Origin of the sequence: Actinomyces oris (assembly GCF_006546825.1) — a bacterium.
Classification (GTDB): Bacteria; Actinomycetota; Actinomycetes; order Actinomycetales; family Actinomycetaceae; genus Actinomyces; species Actinomyces oris.
The window spans coordinates 387,476-412,872 of the sequence record NZ_VICC01000004.1; the positions used below are offsets into that span (position 1 = coordinate 387,476).

20 protein-coding genes are annotated in these 25,397 nt (G+C 70.4%); 11 read left to right on the forward strand and 9 right to left on the reverse strand.

All coding sequences use genetic code 11. The annotated features are described in order from the left end of the window. Positions 1 to 48: 48 nt before the first annotated feature. The gene (locus FK267_RS05970) at positions 49 to 1,545 is read right to left on the reverse strand and encodes an LCP family protein (RefSeq protein WP_075378541.1); all 1,497 of its coding nucleotides are present in this window, start codon (positions 1,543 to 1,545) and stop codon (positions 49 to 51) included. A gap of 15 nt (positions 1,546 to 1,560) precedes the next feature. Continuing rightward, the gene (locus FK267_RS05975; protein ID WP_003787091.1) at positions 1,561 to 2,835 is read right to left on the reverse strand and encodes an LCP family protein; all 1,275 of its coding nucleotides are present in this window, start codon (positions 2,833 to 2,835) and stop codon (positions 1,561 to 1,563) included. 119 nt (positions 2,836 to 2,954) lie between these two features. On the opposite strand from FK267_RS05975, the gene FK267_RS05980 reads away from it, so the two are divergent. Next, a complete protein-coding gene (locus FK267_RS05980; protein WP_232622535.1) occupies positions 2,955 to 3,908 on the forward strand; it encodes a glycosyltransferase in 954 nt (317 codons plus the stop codon). Positions 3,909 to 3,943: 35 nt separating this feature from the next. On the opposite strand, the gene FK267_RS05985 is transcribed toward FK267_RS05980, so the two are convergent. Continuing rightward, positions 3,944 to 4,357, reverse strand: coding sequence for a DUF2304 domain-containing protein (locus FK267_RS05985; RefSeq protein WP_075378543.1), 414 nt, complete (start codon positions 4,355 to 4,357; stop codon positions 3,944 to 3,946). Positions 4,358 to 4,379: 22 nt separating this feature from the next. Further along, positions 4,380 to 5,096 (reverse strand): glycosyltransferase family 2 protein, encoded by a 717-nt coding sequence (locus FK267_RS05990; RefSeq protein ID WP_075378544.1) that lies wholly within the window; start codon positions 5,094 to 5,096, stop codon positions 4,380 to 4,382. 253 nt (positions 5,097 to 5,349) lie between these two features. Between FK267_RS05990 and FK267_RS05995 the strand changes: the two genes are divergently transcribed. From FK267_RS05995 to FK267_RS06015, 5 genes are all read left to right on the forward strand, one after another. Further along, on the forward strand, positions 5,350 to 6,753 hold the full coding sequence (locus FK267_RS05995) for a glycosyltransferase (RefSeq protein ID WP_232622536.1): 1,404 nt from the start codon (positions 5,350 to 5,352) through the stop codon (positions 6,751 to 6,753). Positions 6,754 to 6,973: 220 nt separating this feature from the next. After that, a complete protein-coding gene (locus tag FK267_RS06000) occupies positions 6,974 to 7,630 on the forward strand; it encodes an acyltransferase (protein ID WP_075378545.1) in 657 nt (218 codons plus the stop codon). Beyond that, positions 7,630 to 8,763, forward strand: coding sequence for a DegT/DnrJ/EryC1/StrS family aminotransferase (locus tag FK267_RS06005; protein ID WP_075378546.1), 1,134 nt, complete (start codon positions 7,630 to 7,632; stop codon positions 8,761 to 8,763). Before FK267_RS06000 ends, FK267_RS06005 begins: the two co-directional genes overlap by 1 nt. A gap of 1 nt (position 8,764) precedes the next feature. Then, complete coding sequence (locus FK267_RS06010) at positions 8,765 to 9,832, forward strand: Gfo/Idh/MocA family protein (RefSeq protein WP_003787084.1); 1,068 nt, start codon at positions 8,765 to 8,767, stop codon at positions 9,830 to 9,832. 26 nt (positions 9,833 to 9,858) lie between these two features. Continuing rightward, positions 9,859 to 11,208 (forward strand): lipopolysaccharide biosynthesis protein, encoded by a 1,350-nt coding sequence (locus FK267_RS06015; protein WP_075378547.1) that lies wholly within the window; start codon positions 9,859 to 9,861, stop codon positions 11,206 to 11,208. On the opposite strand, the gene FK267_RS06020 is transcribed toward FK267_RS06015, so the two are convergent. Next, complete coding sequence (locus tag FK267_RS06020; RefSeq protein ID WP_075378548.1) at positions 11,202 to 12,320, reverse strand: glycosyltransferase family 4 protein; 1,119 nt, start codon at positions 12,318 to 12,320, stop codon at positions 11,202 to 11,204. The two genes, FK267_RS06015 and FK267_RS06020, sit on opposite strands and share 7 nt — an antisense overlap. Positions 12,321 to 12,349: 29 nt before the next feature. Beyond that, positions 12,350 to 13,432: a non-hydrolyzing UDP-N-acetylglucosamine 2-epimerase gene (gene wecB / locus FK267_RS06025; protein WP_075378549.1), complete on the reverse strand. Its 1,083-nt coding sequence runs from the start codon at positions 13,430 to 13,432 to the stop codon at positions 12,350 to 12,352. Positions 13,433 to 13,722: 290 nt separating this feature from the next. Between wecB and FK267_RS06030 the strand changes: the two genes are divergently transcribed. Genes FK267_RS06030 through FK267_RS06040 form a run of 3 tightly spaced genes read left to right on the forward strand, consistent with a single transcriptional unit; the run spans position 13,723 to position 18,394 of the window. Beyond that, on the forward strand, positions 13,723 to 14,877 hold the full coding sequence (locus tag FK267_RS06030) for a glycosyltransferase (RefSeq protein WP_075378550.1): 1,155 nt from the start codon (positions 13,723 to 13,725) through the stop codon (positions 14,875 to 14,877). Then, a complete protein-coding gene (locus FK267_RS06035) occupies positions 14,874 to 16,295 on the forward strand; it encodes a glycosyltransferase (protein WP_075378551.1) in 1,422 nt (473 codons plus the stop codon). The genes FK267_RS06030 and FK267_RS06035 overlap by 4 nt, the downstream gene beginning before the upstream one ends. Continuing rightward, positions 16,292 to 18,394, forward strand: coding sequence for a DUF6541 family protein (locus tag FK267_RS06040; protein ID WP_141406605.1), 2,103 nt, complete (start codon positions 16,292 to 16,294; stop codon positions 18,392 to 18,394). The genes FK267_RS06035 and FK267_RS06040 overlap by 4 nt, the downstream gene beginning before the upstream one ends. A gap of 55 nt (positions 18,395 to 18,449) precedes the next feature. Here the strand turns inward: FK267_RS06040 and FK267_RS06045 are convergent, their stop codons facing one another. Continuing rightward, the gene (locus tag FK267_RS06045; protein WP_232622537.1) at positions 18,450 to 20,120 is read right to left on the reverse strand and encodes an asparagine synthase-related protein; all 1,671 of its coding nucleotides are present in this window, start codon (positions 20,118 to 20,120) and stop codon (positions 18,450 to 18,452) included. A gap of 102 nt (positions 20,121 to 20,222) precedes the next feature. Here FK267_RS06045 and FK267_RS06050 point away from each other — a divergent pair, with 102 nt between their 5' ends. Together FK267_RS06050 and FK267_RS06055 are read left to right on the forward strand one after the other, a co-directional pair. Then, on the forward strand, positions 20,223 to 21,527 hold the full coding sequence (locus tag FK267_RS06050) for a nucleotide sugar dehydrogenase (RefSeq protein WP_141406606.1): 1,305 nt from the start codon (positions 20,223 to 20,225) through the stop codon (positions 21,525 to 21,527). 31 nt (positions 21,528 to 21,558) lie between these two features. Then, positions 21,559 to 23,625, forward strand: coding sequence for a DUF6541 family protein (locus tag FK267_RS06055; protein ID WP_141406607.1), 2,067 nt, complete (start codon positions 21,559 to 21,561; stop codon positions 23,623 to 23,625). 21 nt (positions 23,626 to 23,646) lie between these two features. Here the strand turns inward: FK267_RS06055 and FK267_RS06060 are convergent, their stop codons facing one another. Together FK267_RS06060 and rfbB are read right to left on the reverse strand one after the other, a co-directional pair. Next, positions 23,647 to 23,931, reverse strand: coding sequence for a putative quinol monooxygenase (locus FK267_RS06060; protein WP_141406608.1), 285 nt, complete (start codon positions 23,929 to 23,931; stop codon positions 23,647 to 23,649). A 117-nt stretch (positions 23,932 to 24,048) separates the two neighbouring features. Next, complete coding sequence (gene rfbB / locus FK267_RS06065; protein ID WP_141406676.1) at positions 24,049 to 25,044, reverse strand: dTDP-glucose 4,6-dehydratase; 996 nt, start codon at positions 25,042 to 25,044, stop codon at positions 24,049 to 24,051. Between the last annotated feature and the right edge of the window lie 353 nt (positions 25,045 to 25,397).

The window sequence follows — 25,397 nt, forward strand, 5'->3', positions numbered from 1 at the left end:
CTCTCCCGGGGAACCGGCCCGCACGTGTTCGTCTTCGGTGACTGAGCGTCAGGACTGGTTGAAGTCCGCCGCCGTCAGCTTCCCGTCGCGCAGCTTCGAGAAGAAGTCCGGTGCGGTCGTGTCCCGCAGCAGCACCGTTTCGCCGATCTCGGCGTCCTCGGGGGAGTAGGCGGGATCCTCAATGGGCGGGGCCCCGGTCAGGCCGCCATCGGAGGCGGAGCGGAAGGCCAGCACCATCTGGGCGATGCTCATGGTGCCGGCGCTGCGATCCACCGTGAGCGCGTTCGTACCGGCGTCGACCAGCGCGTCCTGCCGGGAGAAGGAGAAGGCGGTGGACGGCGCTGCCGCCTTGGAGACCACTGCGGAAATGACGGCGCGCTGGCGCTGACCGCGACCCACGTCACCGGTCGGGTCCGACTTTCGCATCCGGGAGTAGGCCAGCGCCTTCGTCCCGTCCACCGTCTGACACGTGCCCTGAGAGGTGTCCCAGACCAGACCGGAGTCCTCATCGGCGACGTCGTAGTCCAGGCAGACGTTGACCCCGCCGACGGCGTCGACCATCTGGGATACCCCGGTCATGCCGACCTCCACATAGTGGTCCACGGTCAGCCCGGAGAGCTTCTCCACGGTCTGGACCAGCAGCTTGGGGCCGCCGAAGGAGTAGGCGGCGTTGATCTTGTTCTCCCCGTACTCGGGAATGTCCACGAAGGTGTCACGCGGCAAGGAGGTCAGGCTCGTCTGTCCGTTCTCCGCCTTGTGCAGCAGCATGACGGAGTCGGCACGAGCCCCCTCGGTCTCGTCCTGGACAGCACCTCCGCGCGCGTCCGAACCCACGATGAGCCAGGTCTCGCCCGGAGTGTCCGCCGCCCCGGACAAGGCGTCGACGCGATGGAGCTGGGAGGAGACGTCGTTCCACAGCCAGGCGACCCGCGCTGCGATGAGAGCCAGGGCGACAACGATGACGACGACCGTCCAGCCCACGATCCGGCGCCACCTGGGACGAGCGCGCTTCGGCCGCTGCGGCCGCTGGGGCGTGAGTGAGGGTCCACCCGCAGCGGGCTCCTGCGGCGACTGCCGGCCCGCGGAGCCCACGGGGTAGGTGCCGCGCCGCACGGGCAAGGCCTGCGTGCGCTCCGGCCCGGCTGCGCCGCTGCCTCCGTCGGTGTCCGTTTCCAGGGGGATCGCACTCGACCCGGCCCGGGCGTGGCTGCCCCGTTGAGACGGGGCGGAGGGACGACGGGGCTGGACCGAGGACGGCTGCTGTCCTCTGCGCGTAGAGGCGGGCTGAGCCGAGGCCGGCTGGTCGCCGTCCTGACGGCCCAGGACCGAGTGCCGTTGGGGGTTGCGAGCGGCGGTTGATGACGGGCGGCGCGGGGCGCCGCCGGCAACGTCAGTGGGTTGGGCGACTGCCTCGCCGCCGGATGCCTCCCCGCGCTCGCGGCTGCGCTGGTTGACAGCATCGATGGGACGCTGCCTGCGTTGAGGCCTGCCTCCGCTGGAGCCGGGGGTGATTGAGGGCGGTAGTGAGTCGTCTGTCGGAATCACACCACTGATTCTGCCTCAGGCGGGGCAGGCAGGGGTGGTCGGCTTCGCGGCGGGTTGCTGCTGGGGGGTGCTCGTCTTGGGGGCCTGGGTGGCCGGAGCCGGCGTCGGGGTGGGCTGGGAGGGCTCGGAGGACTCCGAGGAGTCGTCAGTGCTCTCCGAGGTGGAGCCGTCCGCGGTGGCGCTCGAGTCCGACGAGGCGGGGGCCGAGGTGTCGGAGGGGATGGGCTTGTCGTCCTCGAGGGCCTTCCAGACCTTCTTGGCGCCCTCGGCGGGGACCACCTGGTTCGGGTTGTCTGCGGGCTGGTTCGGCATGGTGACGAAGTTGATCTTGTCGACGCCCACACCCTGGATGGAGTAGGCCAGGCCCGACAGGTTGCCGATCTGACCGATGCGCTCGGACGTGGTGAGGGTCTCCAGGGTGGAGGTCAGGAAGCCGGACTGCGTCAGGAGGCTGGAGGACAGCGCCTTGGAGGCCATGGCCCGCATGAGGTTCTGCTGACGGGTGATACGGGAGAGATCCGAGCCGTCACTCACCCCGTGCCGGACGCGGGCGTACTGCAGGGCGTTCTCGCCGTTCAGCTTCTGGCAGCCCTCATCGAGCTTGAAACCGGTGTACTCGGAGTCGTCAATGGCCTCATCGACCTGCACGTGGACGCCGCCGAGGGAGTCGACCACCTTGGACAGGCCTGAGAAGTCGACGACGACGAAGTCGTCGATACGCACGTGCGTCAGCTTCTCCACGGTCTTGAGGGTGCAGGCGGCTCCGGAGGCAACGGCCTTCTTGTCGTCGCTGCTGCTGCCGGCTCCGTTGGCGAAGGCGGAGTTGAACGGTGCGTCCTCGCTGGCGTCGGTCTTCCCGCCGTCGAGGGTCGTGCACTCGGGGATGTCGACCAGGGTGTCGCGGGGGATGGACACGGCGTCGACGCGCGAGCGATCAGCCGAGATGTGCATGACCAGCGCCGTGTCGGAGCGGGCCACGGAGACCTCGTCGTCGCCCTGCGAACCGTCGACGTTGTTTTTCCCCGCGCGCGAGTCGGTGCCCAGGATCAGGAGGTTGACGGCTCGGCCCTCGTAGCTGTCCGGCGGCTTCGTGCCGGGCCGGTCCTCCTCGGTCAGGAGGCTGTCGATGTTGAACCAGGCGATCCGCGACTGGATGTTGTGCCACGCGAAGCCCGCGGCGGAGACGACGAAGATCGTCACCGCGAGCAGGCTGAGTCCCACTCGCCTGGCCAGGCGGCGTCCGAGTTCCTTGGAGGAGTGTCGCGCATTCGGCTTACTGAACTGAGGCACGGAAGCGATCATAGGGAACGAGACTGCTAAACCATATGGGTCTGCCTACACCTGTTACATGAGATTTACCCAATGCTGGGTGAAGCCCCTCACACGGGTAACGGGGCTAGGCTCTGTCCGTGACCAGTGTTGCCAAACCCACGTCGACCAGTGCCTCGGCCGCTCCCGTCAGTGCTCCGGATCAGGTAGGGGAGTGCTCGGAGGTTCGGGCCCTCGCACCTGACGAGCAGAGCGTGCGAGTGGTGACGGTCGCCTTCAACCCAGGTGAGGAGCTGGAGCGCTTCCTGGCCTCCTTGGCCACGGCGACGGCGCGCAGGCTCGTCGTCGTCATCGCGGACAACGGCACCGAGCACGACGTCGTCACTGCTGCTGCTCAGCGGCACGGGGCGCGCGTCGTCGGGGACGCCACCAACCTCGGTTACGGGGCGGGCGCCAACCTGGCGGCCGCGGATCTGGAGGAGGACTGGATCGTGGTGGCCAACCCCGATCTCGTCTGGAGGCCCGGGAGTCTCGACGTCCTCATTGATGCGGGCCTGGCCAACCCGGCGGCCGGCTGCCTGGGGCCCCTCCTGCTCAACCCCGACGGCACCGTCTACCCCTCCGGGCGCGCCCTGCCCTCCTTAGTCAAGGGTGCCGGGCACGCCGTCCTGGGCCGGATTTGGCCGGCCAACCCCTTCTCCGCCGCGTATCACACCGCCGATCAGGGCGGCTCGGGCGGGTCGCGGACGGTGGGCTGGCTCTCGGGGGCCTGCCTACTGCTGCCCGCCGCCGCCTGGAGGCGCCTGGAGGGCTTCGACGACGACTACTTCATGTTCTTCGAGGACGTGGACTTAGGGGAGCGGGTCGGACGGGCCGGCTGGCTCAACGTGCAAGTGTCGGACTCCGTCGTCGTCCACGAGCAGGGGGCCAGCTGGAAGGCCCGCCCCGAGAAGATGATCCGGGCGCACCACGCCTCCGCCCGCCACTACCTCAACGGCGTCTACGACGCCCCGTGGCAGGCGCCGGTGCGCTGGCTGCTCAGCGGCGGGCTGCGCCTGCGTGAGGAGCTCGAGGTCCGCGCCTCCAGGCACTGAGGGGGAGTGCCCGCTGCTCTCCGGGAGCCTCGGGGTCAGTCGTCGGTCTCAGCGGTGAGCCGCGCGCCGGCAGGGGGCTCGGGGGCGTTGTCCAGGGCGATGCGGCGAGCCAGGTGAGTGATCTGCCGCTCCCTGGCGCTGTTGCGCCTGAAGGAGGAGAGGATCTGCGCCAGGAAGGCGATGACCAGGGAGTAGAGCAGGAAGTCAGTTCCTCGCCCGACTCCCATCCGGTGCGCGATCGAGCTCATCACCCAGGGGAAGGTGATGTTGAAGACGGCGAAGGCCACGAAGGCCAGGGTGACCAGCCTGCGGGCGGCCATGTGGCGGGCCCCGCCGGGGGTGCGCAGCATCATCCAGCCGACGGCGATCACGGCCAGGATCAGGGCGGCCTGGATGTAGAACTGGTGGTTCGTGATCGGCGTGACCCGGGTGGCGAACTGATGAATCATGGGCTGTGCCTTCCGTGCGGGCTCAGGAGAAGAGCAGGTCGACCAGGATGTTGACCGAGTTCCACAGGGACTGGCCCTTGGCGCGGGAGTAGTCGGTGTAGACGATGTGCACCGGGAACTCGCGCCAGGGCATGCCGGTGGCGCCGATCTGGCGAATGATCTCGCTTGCGTGCGCCATCCGGTTCTGCCTGAGGTCGAGCTGCGCCAGGACGTCGCGGCGGAGCACCCGCAGGCCGTTGTGGGCGTCGGTCAGGCGCATGCCGGAGGTGTGCGAGCTGACGGCCGCCGCCGTGCGCAGGACGATCCGCTTGAGCCACCCCACCGGGGAGGGGCCCTCGAGGAAGCGCGAGCCGAGGACGACGGCGAGATTCTCAGCTCGCGCCGCGGCCACCATGGCGGCGGCGTCCGCGGTGGAGTGCTGGCCGTCGGCGTCGAAGGTGACGACGTAGTCGGCATTGGTCTTCTCCAGCACGTAGGAGAAGCCCGTCTGCAGCGCTGCGCCCTGGCCGAGGTTGATCGGGTGGCGCACGACTACGGCCCCCGCGGCGGCGGCCTCCCGGGCAGAGGCGTCCTTGGAGCCGTCGTCGACGACAACGACATGGGGGAAGACTGTGCGGGCCTGGGAGATGACCTCGCGCACGACGGTCGCCTCGTTGTACAGGGGAATGACGAGCCAGGTGTCGGTGACCGGGAGCGCCGGGGTGGGCGCCCCGGTCTGCGATGCGGTGGAGGTAGTCACCACCGCATTCTTGCACGCGAACAGAGGGCGCCAGCCCTCTTGCGGGAGGCGGGGGCGGTCGGCCTTGGTGGGGTAGGTCTCCTTCGGGGCGTGCCCGGGCGGCGTCTGGCGGGGGTGGGTCCCCTAGGATGGGGCCGGTCGTGCAGTGCCCGCCGCCTCCGGCGACCGGAGCGGCACGGCTTCCGGCAGCCACCAGGCTGCCCGGACTCATTCGATCGTCAGGGCGGTGCGAGCCGTCCGCACAGGAGTCGCCGTGGCCACCAGCATCGCCCCGTCCGCCGATGTCCCTCCGGGTTCCACCCGGGAGGGGAGTGACGGCGCTCATGGTGCCGGTGGCACCGGCCGCGCGTCCGGCCGTGCGGATGCGGCGACCGCGTCCCCGAGGGGTGCTGGGGCGGTGGGCCGGCGCAGTCTGCTCCTGCTCACCGACGCCTTCCCCTATGAGGTGGGGGAGGAGTTCCTCGAGCAGGAGATCGAGACCCTGTGCGCCGCATACGACGAGGTCGTCATCGTCCCGATGCGCCTGAGCCAGGGGGCCCGTCAGACCCGCGGCCTGCCGGCCAATGCCCGCTGCGCCCTGCTGCCCGCCTCGCGGCTGGCCGACTGGCGCCTCCAGGCCCTCCTGCGCGCCCCGCAGATTCTGCTGGGCCGCGAGCGCATGGTGGAGACCCCGGTGTGGAAGAGCTTCGGCCGCTTCGGCATGGATGTGCGCTTCGCGGCGATCGCCCTGAGCGCGTACGGACGAATGCGTCGGCTCCTGCCGAGCCTGGGGCTGGAGGGGACAGGGCACCTGACCATCTACTCGTACTGGTTCTTCACCGGGGCAGCACTGGGCGGCATGCTGCGGCGTCGGGAGCTGAAAAGGCGCCCGGTGACGGTGGTCTCGCGAGCGCATGCCTACGACGTTGACGAGGCCGACGCCCCCCGCGGCTACATCCCCTCACGCGCCTTCGTCATGCGGGCCGTGGACCGGGTCTATCCGATCTCGGACTACGCGGCCTCCTTCCTGCACCGGCGCTTTCCCGAGGCCCGGAACATCGAGGTGCGCCGGCTGGGGGTGCCGCCCGCTCCGCGCCACGAGCGTCACCGGACTGAGCCCTTCCAGCTGGTCTCCTGCTCGCACATGGCCCCCTACAAGCGGGTCCACCTCATCGTGGAGGCCGTCGCCGAGCTGGAGCGACGCGGTCGGAGAGTCTCCTGGACCCACATCGGCGAGAACGACGCCGATCGTCTGGCCGCCATGCGCGCCCGGGCCGAGGAGCTGATCGACTCGACCCCGGTGACCTTCACCGGGCACCTGACCAACCGCGAGGTGCGCGAGCTCTATGCCGCCACCGACTTCGCCTGCTTCCTCAACTGCTCCGACGGTGAGGGTGTCCCGGTGGCCGTCATGGAGGCCCAGGCGGCGGGTATGCCGGTCGTGGCCACTGCCGCCGGTGGGACCGGCGAGATCGTCCACGACGGCGAGAACGGCCGGCTCGTCCCGGTGGAGGTCACCGCCGCGCAGGTGGCCGACGCCGTCGAGTCCGTGATGGACCTCAGCGACGCCCAGTACGCAGCCATGAGTGCGCAGGCCCACGCCACCTGGGCGAGGATGTCGGACGCGCAGCGTCAGTACCGGGAGTTCGTCGACGGCCTGGTGGCCCTGGAGGGCTGAGGTCATCTGCCGGGACCGTCTTCCTCCGCCTCTTCTCAGCGGCGTCGCAGAGGAGAGGCGCCGGCGATGTCGTCTCGCGGGGGTCAGTCCCCTAGGATGGGGCCGGTCGTGCAGCGCCGCCGCCTCCGGCGACCGGAGCGGCACGGCTTCCGGCAGCCACCAGGCTGCCCGGACTCATTCGATCGTCAGGGCGGTGCGAGCCGCCCGCACAGGAGTCGCCGTGGCCACCCGCATCGCCCCGTCCGCCGATGTCTCCGAGGAAGCCGTGCTCGGAGAGGGCACCAGCATCTGGCACCTCGCACAGGTCCGTGAGCACGCCGTCCTCGGACGGGACTGCATCGTGGGGCGCGGCGCCTACATCGGTGAGGGCGTCGTCATGGGGGACAACTGCAAGGTGCAGAACTACGCCCTCGTCTACGAGCCGGCCCGCCTGGCCGACGGGGTCTTCATCGGCCCGGCGGTCACGCTGACCAACGACCACTTCCCCCGGGCCGTCAACCCCGACGGCTCGCTCAAGTCGGCCGCCGACTGGGAGCCCGTGGGAGTCACCATCGAGGAGGGCGCGTCGATCGGCGCCCGCGCCGTGTGCGTGGCTCCGGTGCGTATCGGGGCCTGGGCCACGGTGGCCGCCGGCGCCGTGGTCACCAAGGACGTTCCCGCCCACGCGCTGGTCGCCGGGGTCCCCGCCCGCCGCATCGGCTGGGTCGGGCGCGCCGGTGAGCCCCTTACTCCCTCCGACCCCGGCCCCGACGGCGCCCCGCGCTGGCGCTGCCCCGTCACCGGGACCCTGTACGAGCAGTTCGTTGCCGAGCCCGCTGCCGGGTCCGGCTCGCAGTCCAGCTCCGAATCCACCACCATCCGAGAGGTCACCCACTGATGTCACGCGAGTTCATCCCAGCAGCCAAGCCGATCATCGGGCAGGAGGAGCGCGACGCCGTCGACGCCGTCCTCACCTCGGGCATGGTCGTTCAGGGGCCCCAGGTCAAGGCCTTCGAGGAGGAGTTCTCCTCCCAGGTCGTCGACGGTGTCCACTGCGTGGCCGTCAACTCCGGCACCTCGGCCCAGCACGTGGCCACCCTGGCCACTGAGCTCCAGGAGCGCGCCGGCGGGGCCCCGGAGGTCATCGTCCCCTCCTTCACCTTCGCCGCCACCGGCAACTCGGTGGCCATCAGTGGTGCCGTGCCGGTCTTCGCCGACATCGACCCGGTGACCTTCAACCTCGACCCCGCCAGCGTCGAGGCCTCCATCACCGAGCGCACGGCGGCCATCGAGGTGGTCCACCTCTACGGTCTGCCCGCCAACATGCCGGAGATCCTCGCCATCGCCGAGCGTCACGGCCTGGCCGTCTTCGAGGACTGCGCCCAGGCGCACGGCGCCGCCATCGAGGGCAAGCCCGTGGGCACCTTCGGGGCCTGGGGCTCCTTCTCCTTCTACCCCACCAAGAACATGACCAGCCTCGAGGGCGGCATGATTACCACGGCCGACGCCGAGCTGGCCCGCCGCTGCCGCCTCATCCGCAACCAGGGCATGGAGCAGCAGTACGCCAACGAGCTGGTGGGCCTCAACAACCGCATGACGGACGTGGCCGCCGCCGTCGGCCGCGTCCAGCTGACCAAGCTGGCCGGCTGGACCGCTGCCCGCCAGGCCAACGCCGCGCGCCTCAACGAGCTGCTGGCGGGCGTCGACGGCGTCGTCACCCCCTTCGTTCCCGAGGGCTACACGCACGTCTACCACCAGTACACGATCCGCCTCGAGGGCGCCACGGGCGCCGAGCGCGATGCCGTCCAGGCCGCCCTGCGCGAGGAGTGGCAGGTCGGCAGCGGCGTCTACTACCCGATCCCCAACCACCGCCTGGCCTCCCTGGCCCACTACGCCGAGGGCCTCGAGCTGCCCGGAACCGAGAAGGCCGCCCGCGAGTGCCTCTCCCTGCCGGTCCACCCCTCCCTGAGCGATGCGGACCTGGAGCGCATCGGCCAGGCCGTGGCCGCCACCGTCAAGGCAGGTGCCTGACATGGGTGAGAACGTCGCTCTCGACGGGCAGGCCACCACTGCGCTGCCCGAGGTCCACCACCTCACCGACAAGGGCACGGCGGACAACCCGCTGCGCGTGGGCCTCATCGGCCTGGGCTCCATGGGACGCCACCACGCCCGGGTCATCCGCGCCACTGAGGGCATGGAGCTCGTGGCCGTGGCCGACCCCGGCGGCGACCGCTTCGGCGTGGCCGGCGAGCTGCCGGTCCTGCCCGATGTCCACGCCCTCGTCGACGCCGGGCTCGATGCCGCCATGGTGGCCGTCCCCACCGTCTACCACGAGGACGTCGCCCTGGCCCTGGCCGAGGCGGGCGTGCACACCATGGTGGAGAAGCCCATCGCCCACGACGCCGCCGCGGGCCGCCGCGTGGCCGCCGCCTTCGCGGAGCGGGGCCTGGTGGGTGCCGTCGGCTACGTGGAGCGCTGCAACCCGGCCCTGCGGGCCCTGCGCGAGCGCCTCGACGCCGGTGAGCTCGGTGAGGTCTACCAGGTCCTCACCCGCCGCCAGGGCCCCTTCCCGGCCCGCATCAGCGATGTCGGGGTCGTCAAGGACCTGGCCACCCACGACATCGACCTGACCGCCTGGGTTGCCGGCGCCCGCTACACCTCCGTGGCCGCGCAGGTCACGCACCGCTCCGGCCGCCAGAACGAGGACATGATGGTGGCCACCGGCCTGCTGGAGGGCGGCATCGTCGTCAGCCACCAGGTCAACTGGCTCACCCCCTTCAAAGAGCGCGTCACGATCGTCACCGGCGAGAAGGGCGCCTTCGTGGCGGACACCCTCACCGGGGACCTCACCTTCCACGCCAACGGCACCGTGGCCTCCACCTGGGACCAGGTCGCCGCCTTCCGGGGCGTCAGCGAAGGCGACGTCATCCGCTACGCGATCCCCAAGCGCGAGCCGCTGGCCCTGGAGCAGGAGAACTTCCGCGACGCCGTGCGCGGCGTGGCCCAGCGCCACGTCACCATGGCCGAGGGCGTGGCCACGCTCGACGTCGTCGAGGCGGTCCTGACCTCGGCGAGCGAGAACCGGACGGTCGCGCTCTGAACCGCTCAGCCGCACCGAGCGGCCCCGTGGCGGGAGTACTCGCCCGGGTCCGCTCGGTCATGGAGTCCTCCCCGTTCCTGCGCCACGTCCTGACCCTGGTCAGCGGCACGGCCACCGCCCAGGCCATCGTCTTCGGCATGACGATGATCCTCACCCGCATCTTCTCCGACGCGGACCTCGGCCAGCTGGCGCGCTACACCTCGGTCGTCTCGATCATCACGGCCGTGGCGGCCCTGCGCTACGACATGACGATCATGCTCCCCAAGAAGGACGCCTGGGCCCTGGCCTGCGCCCGCCTGGGAATGGTGTGCATCGTGGTGGTCTCGGTCGTCTCCAGCGTCGTGGCCTTCCTCCTCAAGCCGCTGGTCACCCGGTACTGGGGGGCGGATATCGCCGTCTGGATGCCGCTGCTGGGCGTGACCACGCTGCTGCTGTCCACGGTCCAGCTCCTCCAGTACTGGTACAACCGCCAGTCGGACTACCGGACGATCTCGATCAACCGGGTCGAGCAGCAGGTCGGGCAGTCCCTCGGCCAGCTCGTCCTGGGGGCGGCGGGGATGGTCAGCGTCGGAGGCCTGCTGATCGGTCAGACGATCGGGCAGGCCTGGGCCTTCGTCAACCTGGGGCGCAAGGCCAAGCCCCTGCACCGGCCGCTGCCGCCGGAGGCGCCCACCCTGTGGCAGGTGGCCCGCCGCTACCGGCGCATGCCCCTGCTCAACGGCCTCAACGCCTTCGTCGACGCCGTGCGGCTCAACGGCATCAACCTGCTCGTGGGCTCCTACTCGGTGGCCAGCCTGGGGCAGTTCAACCTGGCCTGGCGCTGCCTGGAGGTTCCGCTGGCTCTCATCAACGCCGCCGTGGGGCAGGTCTTCTTCCACAAGCTCGCCACCCTGCGTCCCGGACAGATGCGCCCCCTGGTCCGCCAGGTCATCAAGCGGGTCCTCATCATCGGGACCGCGCCGTTCGTCCTGCTCTACATCGTGTCGCCCTGGCTCTTCCCCCTGCTCTTCGGCAGCAGCTGGACCGAGGCCGGCAGCTTCGCCAGGGCCCTGACCCCCTGGCTGTTCATCCTCCTGGTCACCTCCCCGCTGTCGACTCTCTTCGTCGTCACCGAGAACCAGGACTGGCTACTCCTGTTCTCGGTGGTCTACGCCGCCGTCCCCCTGGCCTGGCTCTGGTTCAGCCCGTACTCGCTGCTGACGACCACCTACGTCCTGGGCGCCCTCATGTGCCTCATCCTGGTGGTGCAGATCCTCATGGCCGATGCCGCCGCCCGCCGCTTCGACGCCAGGCCCCCCGCCAGTGAGGCCGACGAGGGCCACTACGAAGCCGCTGACGACTCCGGGGACGCAGCCGGCACGCCCGAGGATCAGTAGGATGTCGAGTACTGGGCGATGGCGGCCTCGTAGGCGCGGCCGTAGGAGTGCGCCACCTGACTGGGGGAGAAGGCCCGCGGCAGCCTGTCCTGGATGTCGCGCGCCGTGAGGTCCGTGCACCGTCCCATGACGTCGACGACGGCCCTGGCCCACGCGGCGGGGTCGTCCTGAGAGACGATCTCGCTCACAGAGGAATCCAGGAAGCTGGTGTGCGCCCCCCGGTCACTGGTGACCACTGGCCGGCCGGCGGCAACGGCCTCGGCGGCACCCAGGAAGAAGGTCTCGGCGAGCGTGGGTACGAGGAAGAGGTCGTTGTCGGCCAGGACCTGCTGCACCTGATCGCCCGGCAGCTGACCGGTCAGCTCCAGGTCGACGCCCAGGGCGGCCGCGAGATCCGTGCAGCGATCGGCCAGGGGCCCGCCACCCACCCAGGTCAACCGGGCCGGAACCCCCTGCTGTGCCAGCGCCGCGACCGCCTCAACCGCCAGGTCCGGCCGCTTGCGCTCGATGAGCCCCCCGATACCGACGATCCGCAGCGTGTCACGCCCCAGCTCAACGCTGCGGCGCGGCGCCGGCTCCTCAGGCATGGTGACCTCATTGGGGACCGTCAGGATCTCACCCTCGGGGCGGTAGGCCCGCAGGTCGGTGGCGAGCTGGTCGGAGACGGTGGTGACGACGTCGGGCCGGCGCTCCAGGCGCAGGACCACCTGAGCCCCCGCCCGCGCCAGGGAGCCGAGCTCGGCGCCGCGCTGGGCGATCCCCGACCAGTGCTCCGTGTGGAGCCACGGCTGACGGGGTCGACTCAGGGAGTAGGGCAGGAGGGTGGAGACCGCGTGGGTGTGGACGACGTCACTGTCCCGAGTCAGCGCTGTCAGCTCCCGCCTGGCCGCGAGCACCTCGTGGGGCCGCGACAGCGACATGGGCAGGCGCACGACGGGCAGCCCCATCACCCGGTCGCGGCGCACCCCGTCGTCGACGGAGGCCGAGGCGAGGTGGACGACGCGAATATCGTGGCCGGCCGCCGCCATGGAGGCGGCGTGGCGTGCCACGAAGACCCCCAGACCCGGTGAGCGGTGCGTGGGGAACCAGGTGGTGACGATGGTGACGCGCATGATGCTGCCCAGGGAGCCAGTGCGGGCGATCAGCCGGGCAGGTGCTCAGTGAGGGCCTGGACCACTCGGGCCGCGGCGTTGCCGTCCCCGTAGGGGTGGGCATCGGCGTCGGCGGGCTCGGTCGGCCGGGTACGGGAGGCGGCGTCGACCAGGGCCTGACCGGGCTCGACCAGGACGTTCCAGCCCAGGTTGACGGTCTCGACCCACTCGGTCTGGGGACGCACCGTGGTGCACGGCGCCCGCAGGAGGAAGGCCTCCTTCTGCAGGCCGCCGGAGTCGGTGACCACGCCGCGGGCGTGCAGGGTCGAGGCGACGAGCTCGGGGTAGGCCAGGGGCGGGTGCATCCGCAGGTTACCCGAGTCCTCCAGGGTGATGCCGTGCTCGGCGCACTTGGCCACCAGGCGCGGGTGGGCCAGGAGCACCACCGGGTGATCGACCGCCGCCAGCGACTCCAGGATGGAGCGCAGGCGCTCGGGGTCGTCGGTGTTCTCCGCCCGGTGGATGGTGGCCAGCGAGTAGCCGCCCTCGGGCAGGTCCAGCTCGGTCATGACGGGGGAGGGGGTATCGATGACGGAGTCGCGCACCGAGAACAGGATGTCGGTCATCACGTCGCCCACGACGACGGTGCGCTCTGCCAGGCCCTCGTCCGCCAGGTGGGCGGCCCCCACCTCGGTCGGTGCCAGCAGCAGGTCGGCGGCGTGATCGGTCAGGATCCGGTTGATCTCCTCGGGCATGGCCCGGTTGAAGGAGCGCAGGCCCGCCTCCAGGTGGGCGATGGGCACGTGGAGCTTGACGGCGGACAGCGCCCCGGCCAGCGTGGAGTTCGTGTCCCCGTAGACCAGGACCCAGTCGGGGCGATGGGTCTCGATGGTCTCGTCCATGGCCGCGAGCATCGTGCCGGTCTGCACCCCGTGCGACCCCGAGCCGACCCCGAGGTGGACGTCCGGGGCCGAGATCCCCAGGTCGCTGAAGAAGACATCGGAGAGCATCGGGTCGTAGTGCTGCCCGGTGTGAACAATCACATGGTCGATGCCGGCCTCACGGAAAGCGGCGTCGATCGGGGCTAGCTTGACGAACTGGGGCCGGGCGCCCACCACTGACATGACACGCATGGTTGAGACTCTACCGTGACTGCACGGGCTCCAGTGCCATCGAGCGCCAGGGAGTCAAGGACGCGGAGGCCTTTTCGAACGGTCGTGAACATCGTTGGGGCGGCGCTGAAAAGGCGGTACTTCCACGGAGGCCGCCCCCGGCTGCTGAGCTCCACCGCGAGGTACCGGACCTCCGACGTCGTGTCATAACTGTGATCGGCCGATGGTACTATCATTCGCGCTCGAGTCTGTCTGCCTGGTGCGGCCGCGCCTGGTTCCTGAGATACCCCCTAAAGGAGGCGAGGCACCGTATGGCTGCGATCGTCTACCACGCCCCTTTCCCCCTGGATCGGGAGGCGTCGTCGGCTTCCGGTATCCGGCCTGTGCGCATGCTCGATGCCTTCCGGGAGCTCGGTTACACCGTGCTGGACGTGACCGGCTCGGCCCGGGAGAGATCGCGTCGCCTGCGCGCTCTGAGGGACCGCCTCCAGGGTGGGGAGCGCATCGAGTTCCTCTACTCCGAGTGCGCGACCATCCCCACCATGCTGACTGAGCCGCGCCACCTCCCGCCCCACCCCTTCGTCGACCCGGCGCTCATGGGGCTGATGCACCGGCATGGCGTACCCACGTCCCTGTTCTACCGGGACATCTACTGGGCCTTCCCCGACTACCGCGAGAGGGTCGGGGCCGCGCTGGCCACGGCCATGGGATGCGTCTACCGCTATGACCTGGCCTGGTACTCGCGCTACATCGACCGCCTCTACCTGCCCTCGATGCGCATGGGCGCCCACGTCCCCGGGTTCCCCGAGGAGCGCATGGCCCCGCTGCCCCCGGGCTGCGAGATCGTTGACGAGGCGCCCTCCTCCCGCCCCGACGGCGAGCTCCACCTGCTCTACATCGGCGGGCTGGGCGGCCACTACCGGCTCCAGGAGTGCCTGCGCGCCGTCGTCGACGTGCCCGGCACCAGCCTGACCATCTGCACCCGCCCCGACCAGTGGGAGGCGGCCGGCGACCAGTACGCCGACCTGGTGGAGGCCGCCGGCGGCCGGATCGAGGTCGTGCACCGTTCCGGGGAGGAGCTCACCGCCCTCTACGAGCGCGCCGACCTGTGCGTCCTGTTCGTCGAGCCGGACCCGTATCGGGAGTTCGCCTCCCCGGTCAAGCTCTACGAGTACCTCGGACGCGGCAAGCCGGTCATCGCCTCCCAGGGGACCCTGGCCGCCGAGGTCGTGGGCGCCGCCGGCGCCGGCTGGACCCTTCCCTACGACGCCGCAGTGCTCTCCGGGCTGCTGCGCAGGCTCCTCCAGCACCCCCAGGAGGTCGCCGAGGCCGCCGGCCGGGCCCGGCAGGCCCGCCAGGAGCACACCTGGCTCAGTCGGGCGCGCACGGTCGCCCAGGACATGCAGGCGGTTCGGGCCGGCGCACTGGCCCAGGCCCGCACGCTGCGAGCAGGAGGGAACCGATGAGCGCACGGGGCTTCGTCAAGGCGTCGCTGGGCGCTCTGGTCCTCGGCGGCGCCGCGGCCGCGCTGGCGACGGCGGTGACGTCGCGTCGGTGCGCCCGTTCCGGTCGAGCCGACGGCGTCCTGCTGGCCACCCGCATCCACCTGCCCGAGGCCGCAGCCGCCTCCTTCCGGCTCGACAGCGTGGAGAAGGCGCTTGTGGCCGACGGGACGGCGGTGCGGGTCCTCACCAGCCGGGCCCCGGCCGACGCGCCGCAGGGCGAGCCCGATCCTGAGGGGGTCCAGGTCTCGCGCTGGCCGGTCCTGCGGGACTCCTCGGGCTACCTGCGCGGCTACGTGCCCTACCTGTCCTTCGATCTGCCCCTGGCTCTCAGGCTGCTGGTGGCCCGTCGGCCGGAGGCGATCCTCGTGGAGCCGCCCCCGACGACCGGCGCGGTCGTACGGGTCGTGGCGGCCCTGCGCGCGATTCCCTACGTGTGGTACGCCGCGGACGTCTGGTCGGCGGCAACGGCCTCCACCGGAGCGGCCGACATCGTCGTGCGGGCCGTCGAGAAGCTCGAGGCCTTCGCCGTCGGCGGGGCGGCTCGGGTCATCGCCGTCAATGACGGAGTCGCCCAGTCCGTCGCCGAGCTCGTGAACGCGGCATCGGACGACGAGTCCTGGGCACAGCGGATACGGGTCGTGCCCAACGGGATCGACACCGCTGTCTTCGACGCCCACGGGCCGACCCCCTCCGAGCCGGACCGTGCGCGGATCGGGCTGAGCGGGCCGTACTTCGTCTACGCCGGAACGGCCTCGGAGTGGCAGGGCGCCGACGTCTTCGTCCACGCCCTGGCCCAGGTGCGGCGCACCCACCCGAAGGCCCAGCTGCTCTTCCTGGGCCGGGGAACGGCCTGGCAGGAGATCACCCAAGCCGCCTCCCAGCTGCCCGCGGGCCCCGACGGCGCCCCGGCCGTCATCATGCACCAGGCCGTGCCTGCGGCCGAGGCCGCCGTGTGGCAGCGGGGCGCCGCAGCGGCCCTGGTGTCCATCAAGCCCGGGCAGGGCTACGACTTCGCCTACCCCACCAAAGTCCTCTCCGCCCTGGGATGCGGCACACCGGTGCTCTTCGCCGGTCGCGGGCCGGTGTCCGCGGACGTGCGCGACTTCGACCTGGGATGGGCGGCCGAGCACGACGCGGCGGCGGTCGCCGAGGCCATGCGCACGGCGCTGGACACCTACGACGCCGAGATCGCCTCGGGTACGCGGCCCGCCACGGCGCAGCGCTTCCACGACTGGGTCGAGGACCATCGCTCGCTGCGTGCCACGGGGCAGTCCGCCGCCCGTGTCGTGCAGGAGGCCGCCGGCAGAGCCGGTGACAGCAGCGAGGAGAGTGCTGGGGGCCATGAGGTACGTCGAGTGAGTGAGGCGCAACGTTGGTGACCAATAGCCTGGTCGACTGGTTCAACACCCTGCCAACCGCGGTCCTGCTTCTGTCTGCGCTCTTCGGGGTCGGGTGGCTCGTGCTGCGCGCCGCCGGAATGAGAGGGATCCGTCCCGTCGCGCTGGCCCCGACTATCAGTGCCCTCATCCTGACGGCCGACGGGCTCTTCCAGGCCGCCGTCGGCAAGCCCTGGGGCTGGATCCCCGTCATGGTGACGACCGCGCTCCTGGCCCTTGCCGCCACCACGGCGAAGCGCCTCATCGACCGCTGGGACCCGGGGATCCTCCTCATGCCCGAGGACCAGCGGGAGGGCATGACCATGCGCACCGACGGCGGACGCGCCGAGCGCAGGCTCTTCCTGACGGTCCTGGTGTTCTGGGCCGTCACCGCGCTGCCCGTCATCCTCACGATCCCGCCCAACGCGGTCTCCCAGAGCGGCGACGCCCTCTACCACTACATGCAGGTCGCCATCATCGAGCGCGAGGACTACGCCTCGATGTTCAACCCGAACGCCGGCATGTTCGGGCTCACGAGCCACGCGGGCTTCTACCCGATCGTGTGGCACCAGGTCGCCAGCCTGGGAGCGTGGAGCTGGCGCGAGACGCTCATCGCCAACAACGTCCTGCTGCTGGCCGTGGCGCTGGTGTGGTACCTCGGCCTGGTCTACCTGGCTCGTACCGCCCTGCCCAAGGTCCGACACGCCCCCTACCTGGCGCTGGCCGCCTCGCTCCTGGCTCCGGTCTTCCCCTGGCGGCTCACCTACGGTGCGGCGCTGTGGCCCTACTGCATGGCGGTGGCCACCTGCCCGGCCGTTATCGCCATGTCGATCGAGTGCTGGCGCCGTGCCCGCACCCTCATGGTGGTGGCCGCCCGGGAGCAGAACACGTCGGTTTGGGGCGCACGGGCGCGTGTCGCCATGGCGTTGAGCGCCATCATCCCCTTCTTCGTCGGGTCCTGCCTCATCCACACCTCAGCGGCGGCGATGCTCCTGTGGCCGCTGTTCGGCATCCTCCTGTGCCAGGCAGTGCACTCGGGGATCAGGAGCTGGCGCACCGAGCGACGCGCTCAGGCCGCGGCCTGGTGGATCGGCGCCCTCCTGGCGGTGGTCGCGTTCGTCGCCTTCGTCGTGCTGCCCGGTCCCCAGCAGCACCATTTCGGCAGGTACACCGAGCTGGACTGGAGCAACCTGACCACCAAGCTCCTCATCCCCATCACCCTGGACTACTTCGGCGGCTGGGCCATCGAGTGGATCGAGATGCCGTTGGCGGCCCTGAGCCTCCTGGGCGCCGCAATCTGCCTGTGGCGGCGGCGCAACTGGGAACTCGTCGTGGCCTGGATCTTCAGCATGTCCCTCATCCTGGCCGCCATTGCCCCCATCCCGGTGCTCTCGGCGTTCACCGGCCTGTTCTACCGGGTTCCCCACCGCATCAAGGCGATGACCGCCGTCCTGGCGGTGCTCCTCGTCGTCGTCGCCCTGGACGCGTTGCGCACGTGGCTCAGCCCGCTGGGAGCGCGGGCCGGCTCCGCGCTGCGCGGAGCCCTCGGACGTATCGGCCTGGCCTCCGTGAGCACAGCGGTACTCAGGGCAGGGGCCGCCGTCGCCGCCCTGGCCGTGTGCCTGCCCATCATGCTGATTGGGAGCCGGGCCGTGGCCACCGATGTACGCGAGGGATATCTTCCCGTGCACGGCGACACCCGCTTCATCGCGGACAAGGCCGAGCTCGACATGATCCGCCGGCTGCCTGACGAGCTGCCGGACAACGCCGTCGTCATCGGCGACCCGGTGGCCGGGACCGGCTACATCCCCATCCTCACTGGTATGCGCAGCGTGTGGGTTTTCCCCGGTCAGGCCGCCGACGATCAGGACGGGATCTACCTGCGTGAGAATTTCAACCGGATTCACACCGACCCTCACGTGTGCGAGCTCCTCCAGCGGCACGGGATCCATTACTTCTACGCCGACAAGGACATCGTCTTCAACGGCAACCGGCTCAGCAAGTTCCGACCCGGCCTCTACAAGGTCGACACCTCCAGCGGATTCACCCTCGTCGACTCCGGTGGCTCGGCCTCGCTGTGGCGCATCGACATCTGCGGCTGACGGCCTGCTGACGCTCTGACAGCGCCCGTATCGGGGACTTGAGCTCTCAGAGCTCTCAGCTCATGGGGACGACGGGCTCGGCGCCCCAGGTCCCGTCCAGGAACAGCTGTGTCCACAGGCCCGTTGAGGTGGCTCCCCTGGCCATGCGCAGGATCTGCTCGGCGTAGGGCATGGGGGCGTTGAAGGCCTCGAAGGCCATGGGGTGGCGCAGCATGGTGCGCATGGAAACCGCTCGGGACAGCGCCGTGCGGGTGCCGGTGGCGGTCAGTGCTGCCATGAGCGCTCGCCGCGGCCCAGCCGGGATCCGCGCGGCCGGCGCCTCGAAGAGCTGGGAGGCAGTGCCCGTCGCCTCGCCGTAGACCTCCGCCGTGAACTGCGCGTACCAGTCGCGAGTGGCGGTCAGCTCCTCCGATCCCCGCAGCCAGGCGCGCCACATCTCGGTGTCGAGCATCGGCAGCGCCCAGCCGTATCCGAAGGCCTCGTAGGCCTTGAAGGACTCGTTGATGTACTTGGCCTGACGTTCCTGGAGGTTGACCCACTCCAGGAGCTCCTGGACGCAGCGCCCGCCTCCAGGAAGGTCCTCGCCCGGGTTGGTCGGGAAGGAGACCTCCTGGGCTCCCTGCACCACGGCCCGGCGCAGCAGGGGCAGGTGGCGCCACGCATCGCGGTCCCCCTGAAGCAGCGAGTGGTGGCGGGCCACGGTGGTGAGTACCTCGTTGCGTGAGGGGCTGCCCTCGAGCAGGTGCTCGTCATGCATGTTGCCGACGATCGTGTGGCCGGGCAGGAACACCGCGTTGGTGTCGATCAGGGCCTTGCGGCGCATCTGGAGCAGGGCGTACCAGTCCTGGACGTGCGGCAGGGAGGTCAGGCCCCAGGTGCGCCTCTGGAAGTCGACGCCGTCGGGCCCGGCCCAGCTGCGAGCCACCTCGGCGGGGTCCAGGTCGACCGTGAACCAGTCCAACTCGAGCGCCTCGGCCACGCCCCGGGAGATGGCGACCTCAGAGCTGCCCGGCACCCCGTAGGTGAAGGTCACCACGTCGCGGGCCCCGTGGCGCTTGAGCCAGACGGCCAGCAGCCGGGAGTCCAGCCCACCGGAGAGGGGAACGAGGATCTGGCGGCCGTCGATCTCCTGAAGGACGCGCTCGACCGCGGTGTCGAGCGCGCTGCGGAAGACGGCCGCGAACTCCTCTGGGGAGGTGATCGGGTCAGCGGCGTACCGGTAGGTCTCCCACGAGCGGCTGCTCCAGGTGCCGTCGGGGCGCAGCTCCACCACCGATCCGGCCGGAGTGGCGTAGACCTCGTGGGCCAGTGTCCGCGTCCCCGGTGTGAAGCCAGCGTGCAGGAAGACCTCGGCGGCCTCCTCGTCGCGCACCCAGGCCGGGGCGTGTCGGCGCAGCTCCTCAGGGTCGTCGCTGATGACCCAGGTGTCGCCCGCGCGGGTGAACAACAGGTGGTGGGAACGGGTGCGGTCCGTGGTCAGGCGCACGAGGCCGTCGTCGGCCTCGATGAGTGTCCAGGCCCCCGTGCGCCGCTCGGGTTGCTCGCGCCGCAGGGACTCCAGGTCACCGGACCCGGGCGGTAGCGGTCGCCACAGGTGGTACTGGGGCGCTGTGGGCGCTGAGGACTCAGTGTCCGCGGGACCACTCGTCCACGTCGGAGACGTCAGGTGAAGGCGGTATCCGGAAGGGGACGTGTCCGTGCGGTCCGTGTGGTCCAAGTCGTGCATGTGGACATGGTAAGCGCCGTATCATACGGAGGGCTGCTATCCGAGCCGCCACCTGAGCATCAACCTGAGCCTCAGCCTGATCCGTCGGAAGGACCAACCCGTATGCGCATCGCCGTCGTCGCCCTGGGCAAGATCGGACTGCCTCTGGCCGTCCAGTACGCAGACAAGGGCCACGAGGTCATCGGAGTCGACGTCAACCCCGCCGTCGTCGAGGCCGTCAACGCCGGAACCGAGCCCTTCCCCGGCGAGGCCCACCTGGCCGAGAAGCTCGCCGCCCTGAGCCCCGCCACCGGCAACGGCGCCCTGCGCGCCACCACCGACTACGCCGAGGCCATCCCCGAGGCCGACGCCATCGTCCTGGTCGTGCCGCTCTTCGTCAACGACGCCACCTGGGAGCCGGACTTCGCCTGGATGGACGACGCCACTCGCTCCCTGGCCGCCCACCTGACCCCCAACACCCTCATCTCCTACGAGACCACCCTGCCCGTCGGCACGCTGCGGGGCCGCTTCAAGCCCATGATCGAGGAGATCAGCGGCCTGAAGGAGGGGACCGACTTCCACCTCGTCTTCAGCCCCGAGCGGGTCCTCACCGGCCGCGTCTTCGCCGACCTGCGCCGCTACCCCAAGCTCGTGGGCGGTCTGGACGAGGCCGGCACCCAGGCCGGTATCGCCTTCTACGAGTCCGTCCTCGACTTCGACGAGCGCGACGACCTGCCCCGCCCCAACGGCGTGTGGGACATGGGCACCGCCGAGGCCGCCGAGATGGCCAAGCTCGCCGAGACCACCTACCGCGACGTCAACATCGGCCTGGCCAACCAGTTCGCCGTCTACGCCGACAAGGCCGGCTTCGACATCGAGCGCGTCATTGAGGCCTGCAACTCCCAGCCCTACTCCCACATCCACCGCCCCGGCATCGCGGTGGGCGGGCACTGCATCCCGGTCTACCCGCGCCTGTACCTGTCCACCGACCCCGACGCCTCCGTGGTGCGCACCGCCCGCACCTTCAACGCCACGATGCCCGCCTACGTGGTGGGTCGGGCCACCGAGGTGCTCGGCTCGCTCAAGGGCCTGCGCGTCGTCGTGCTGGGGGCCTCCTACCGCGGCAAGGTCAAGGAGACCGCCTTCTCCGGGGTCTTCCCCACCGTCGAGGCCCTGCGCGAGGCCGGCGCCGAGGTCTTCGTCCACGACCCCATGTACACCGACGAGGAGCTGGCCGGTTTCGGCTGGACCCCCTACCACCTGGGGGAGCAGGTCGACGTCGCCATCGTCCAGGCCGACCACCCCGAGTACGGCGAGCTCTCCGCCGCCGACCTGCCCGGGCTGCGCCTCCTGCTGGACGGACGCCGCGCCACCGACGCCGCCAAGTGGACCGGTGTGCCGCGCCTGACCATCGGCGGAGGCGAGTGACCCCGCAGGCGCTCTGAGGTCGGCAGGAGGAATGACTGCGAGCGTGGCGGCGGGGCTGTCCGGAGACTCCGGCTGGATTCTGACGGCCGCCACGCTCGTCGTGGCCGGGCTGCTCCTGGCGCCCGGCTGGATCGTGGGACGCTCGGCGCGTCTTGCCGCACTGCCGTCGCTGGCGGTGGCTCCCGCGCTCAGCTCGGCGATTATCGCGGCGGCGGAGATCCTCGCCCACACCCTCGCGTTGCCCTGGCTCCCCTGGGGGTGGGCGGTGATCGCCGGCCTGACGGCGGTCGTGGCGTTGATGGCACGGCTGCTCGTCGGTGCTCCGCCGGAGCGTGCGCGACGAGCGGCGTCGCAGAGCCGGGCCGAGTGGGTGATCCTGGCTGCAGGCCTGACCGTGGCCGTTGCCGTGCCGGCCGGGGTGATTCTGACCGTCCTGCCGGGGCCCGGCTACCCGGCGCAGGTCTTCGACGCCACCTTCCACCTCAACGCGGTGGCGGCCATCCGTGAGGGCGGCAACGCCTCCATGCTGGGGGGCCTGTCCGCCCTCTACTCCGGCCGCGCCGTCTACTACCCCACGGTCTGGCACGGGCTGGTGGCGCTGGCACCGGGCAGCCCGGCCCCGGTCAGTACCGCGGGGGTGCTGGCCCTCACCGCGGTGGTCTGGCCGCTGAGCCTGCTGGGGCTGCTCGCCCGGGCCACAGGTCTTGACGCCGCCCGGGCCTCGGAGACGGACCGAGCCCGCCGCAGGCAACGGACCTGCGCGGTCGCCGCTGTGCTCGCGCTCAGCGCCGCAGTGGTGGGCTTCCCACTGCTGCCCATGACGGCCTTGGCAGTGTGGCCTTACGCCCTGAGCGTTGCGGGGCTTCCCGGCGTCCTCGTGCTCTACGACCTGCTGCGTCAGGAAACCGTCTCGTGGCGCCTGCGTCTGGTACTGGTCCTCCTCGCCATGGCCGCCGCCGGCGGCGTGGTGGCGGCGCACGGCACCGGCCTGTTCAACCTCGCCGTCTTGAGCCCACCCTTCTTGGTCAACCTCCTCGTCTCCCGATGGCGTCGCAGCGCCACCAGGCGGGGCGGCCGCGCCCTCCTGGTGGCCGGAGCGGTCGCGTCCGTGCTGGTCCTGGCCATGGGGGCCTGGGTCATGCGCGCCTCCCTGGCCTCTGTCCTGGGCTATCAGCGCCCGGCCGGGGGAGTGGGCGGCATCGTGGCGACCCTGGGGCAGGCGCTCATCGACCTGCCGATGTATGGGGCGGACCCGGGGGCCTCCCTGCCTGTCGGGATCGTGTTCGGCGGACTCACCCTGGCGGCGGCATGGTCGGCACGTGTACACCGGGATCAGCGCCCCTGGCTCGTCATGTGGCTCCTGTCGCTGCTGCTTGTGGTCCTCGTGGGGGGACCCCAGTGGGCCGGCCGTCAGCTCGGGGCGCCCTGGTACCTCCAGAAGGCCCGGATCCTTCCGCTTGTCATCCTGCCGGCGCTCGTCCTCATGGTGCAGGCCGGGGCCGGGCGGCCTGGGCGACGACTGTGGGGGCTGCTGCGTCGACTGGCCTCACGGGTTGGCGGGGCCCGGCCGCAGCGTGCGGCGGTGGCCATGCTGGCAGCACTTGTACTTCTGCCGGTGGTGGCACGGGTCCCCCTGGAACGCAACCTCGTCGCCTCCGTCTACGACCCGCAGCGCATCAAGTATGGGACCTTGCTGACCGAGGACGCCCTGGCGCTCATTGAGCGCTCGAGGAGCGTCCTGCCTCAGGACGCGGTCGTCCTCGGAGCGCCATCGCGAGGTGCCGCCCACCTGTGGTCCTTGGGCGGGGTCCACGTCGTCTACCCGACGCGTGACCAGACAGCACCTGGAACCCCGGGTGCGACCCTGCCCTCTGCCTGGCCCACCCTGGGGCAGAAGGACTCCCAGACCTGCGCGCTCCTCAACCGGCTGGGGGTGCGCTACTTCTACAGCAGCTCGGACGCCACGGCCGCGGGCTCCGTGGCAGGAGCAGCCCCCCTGCGCTGGGACGCCCCGCTGACCCGAATCCCCAGCGAGGGGCTCGAGCTCATCGACTCCCAGGGCAGCACCTCACTGTGGCGCATCACCGCCTGTGACTGAGGCGGCCTTGGCGTTGTGCGCTCAGACCTCGGTGTACTGAACCACTGACGGCGGCTCGACGCAGAGGCCAACCATCCGAGGCACAAGGGTGGTGAAATGTGCTGAGGCATTGTGGGCCTCGATTGCGGTGTCGTTGCGCCAGGTCTCGAGCACGACGAAAGAAGCGGAATCGTCCCTGGCCACGCACAGGTCGTAGGCGAGATTGCCATCTTCGGCCCGTGAGGCCTCCACGAGTTCGCCGGCAAGGGCGCGGAACTCCTCAACGGCATCGGGACGGACGCGGAACGTGGCGACAATACGGATCATGGGGCTCTCCTCACACTGAGTCAGAACTAGGGCTTCTGCGGGAACGCGTGTGGGGCCCCCGCGGGGACCCCACACGTCATGACTTGTCGATGGCGGCTCGATGGCTGCGCCGCCCGGTCACTGCCCCTGGGCGGCGTACTTGGCCTCGACCTCAGCCTTGAGCGGGCGCCACCAGGCCTCGTTGTCCCGGTACCAGTCGATGGTGGCCTGCAGACCGGAGCGGAAGTCGGTGAACTTCGGCGCCCAGCCGAGCTCCTCGACCAGCTTGGAGTTGTCGATGGCGTAGCGCATGTCGTGACCGGGGCGGTCGGCGACGTGCTCGTAATCGTCGGGAGCGTGGCCCATGAGCTCCAGGATCAGCTCGACGACCTCCTTGTTGTTCTTCTCGCCGTCGGCGCCGATGAGGTAGGTCTCGCCGATGCGGCCCTTCTCGATGATGTCCCACACGGCGTCGTTGTGGTCCAGGACGTGGATCCAGTCGCGGACGTTCTCGCCGGCGCCGTAGAGCTTGGGGCGCACGCCGTCGATGAGGTTGGTGATCTGACGCGGGATGAACTTCTCGATGTGCTGGTAGGGCCCGTAGTTGTTCGAGCAGTTGGAGATGGTGGCCTCCACGCCGAAGGAGCGCACCCAGGCGCGCACGAGCAGGTCGCTTCCGGCCTTGGATGAGGAGTAGGGGGAGGAGGGGTTGTAGGGCGTCGTCGGCTCGAACTTCGCCGGGTCGTCCAGCTCCAGGTCCCCGTAGACCTCGTCGGTGGAGATGTGGTGGAAGCGCACCTTGTGGCGGCGCACCGCCTCCAGGAGGGTGAAGGTGCCCACGAGGTTGGTCTGGATGAAGGGGGAGGGGTCGCGCAGCGAGTTGTCGTTGTGAGACTCGGCCGCGAAGTGGACGACGACGTCGGCCTGGGCGACGAGCGGGTCGACGACGTCGGCGTCGGCGATGTCCCCGACGACGAGCGTGACGCGGTCGCCCAGGTCCGCCAGTGAGCCCTTGTTCCCGGCGTAGGTGAGCTTGTCCAGGACGGTGACGGTGGCGTCGGGGTGGCGCACCAGGGTCTGGTGGACGAAGTTGGCGCCGATGAAGCCGGCGCCTCCGGTGATGAGGACGTGCATAGAACTCGCTCCGATACGTGGGAACTGCGGGCGCTGAGCGCCCATCATGGCCAACGCCATCATGCCACAGGAGTGCGCTCGAGCTCACGGGCGGCCGCAGAGCGCGACTTTCGGGCCGGCGCAGTCGGACCGAGGGTCCTGGGGTGGTGAGACCAGATTGCAATAGACGTGCCGTGAACCGGTAAAACCGCGGAGCCTCAAGAAAAGGTGTGGGGTGGGCCGGTGGTCTCCGGGATTTTGGGTGCCGATGCAGCCTGCGCCGTCAAGGACCCTCCGTGACATTCAGTAAACTATCAACAATCTCTTGGAAATTGCTCAGAAATTTGATTTCGTGCCTCTCGAGGGAGCGCGTC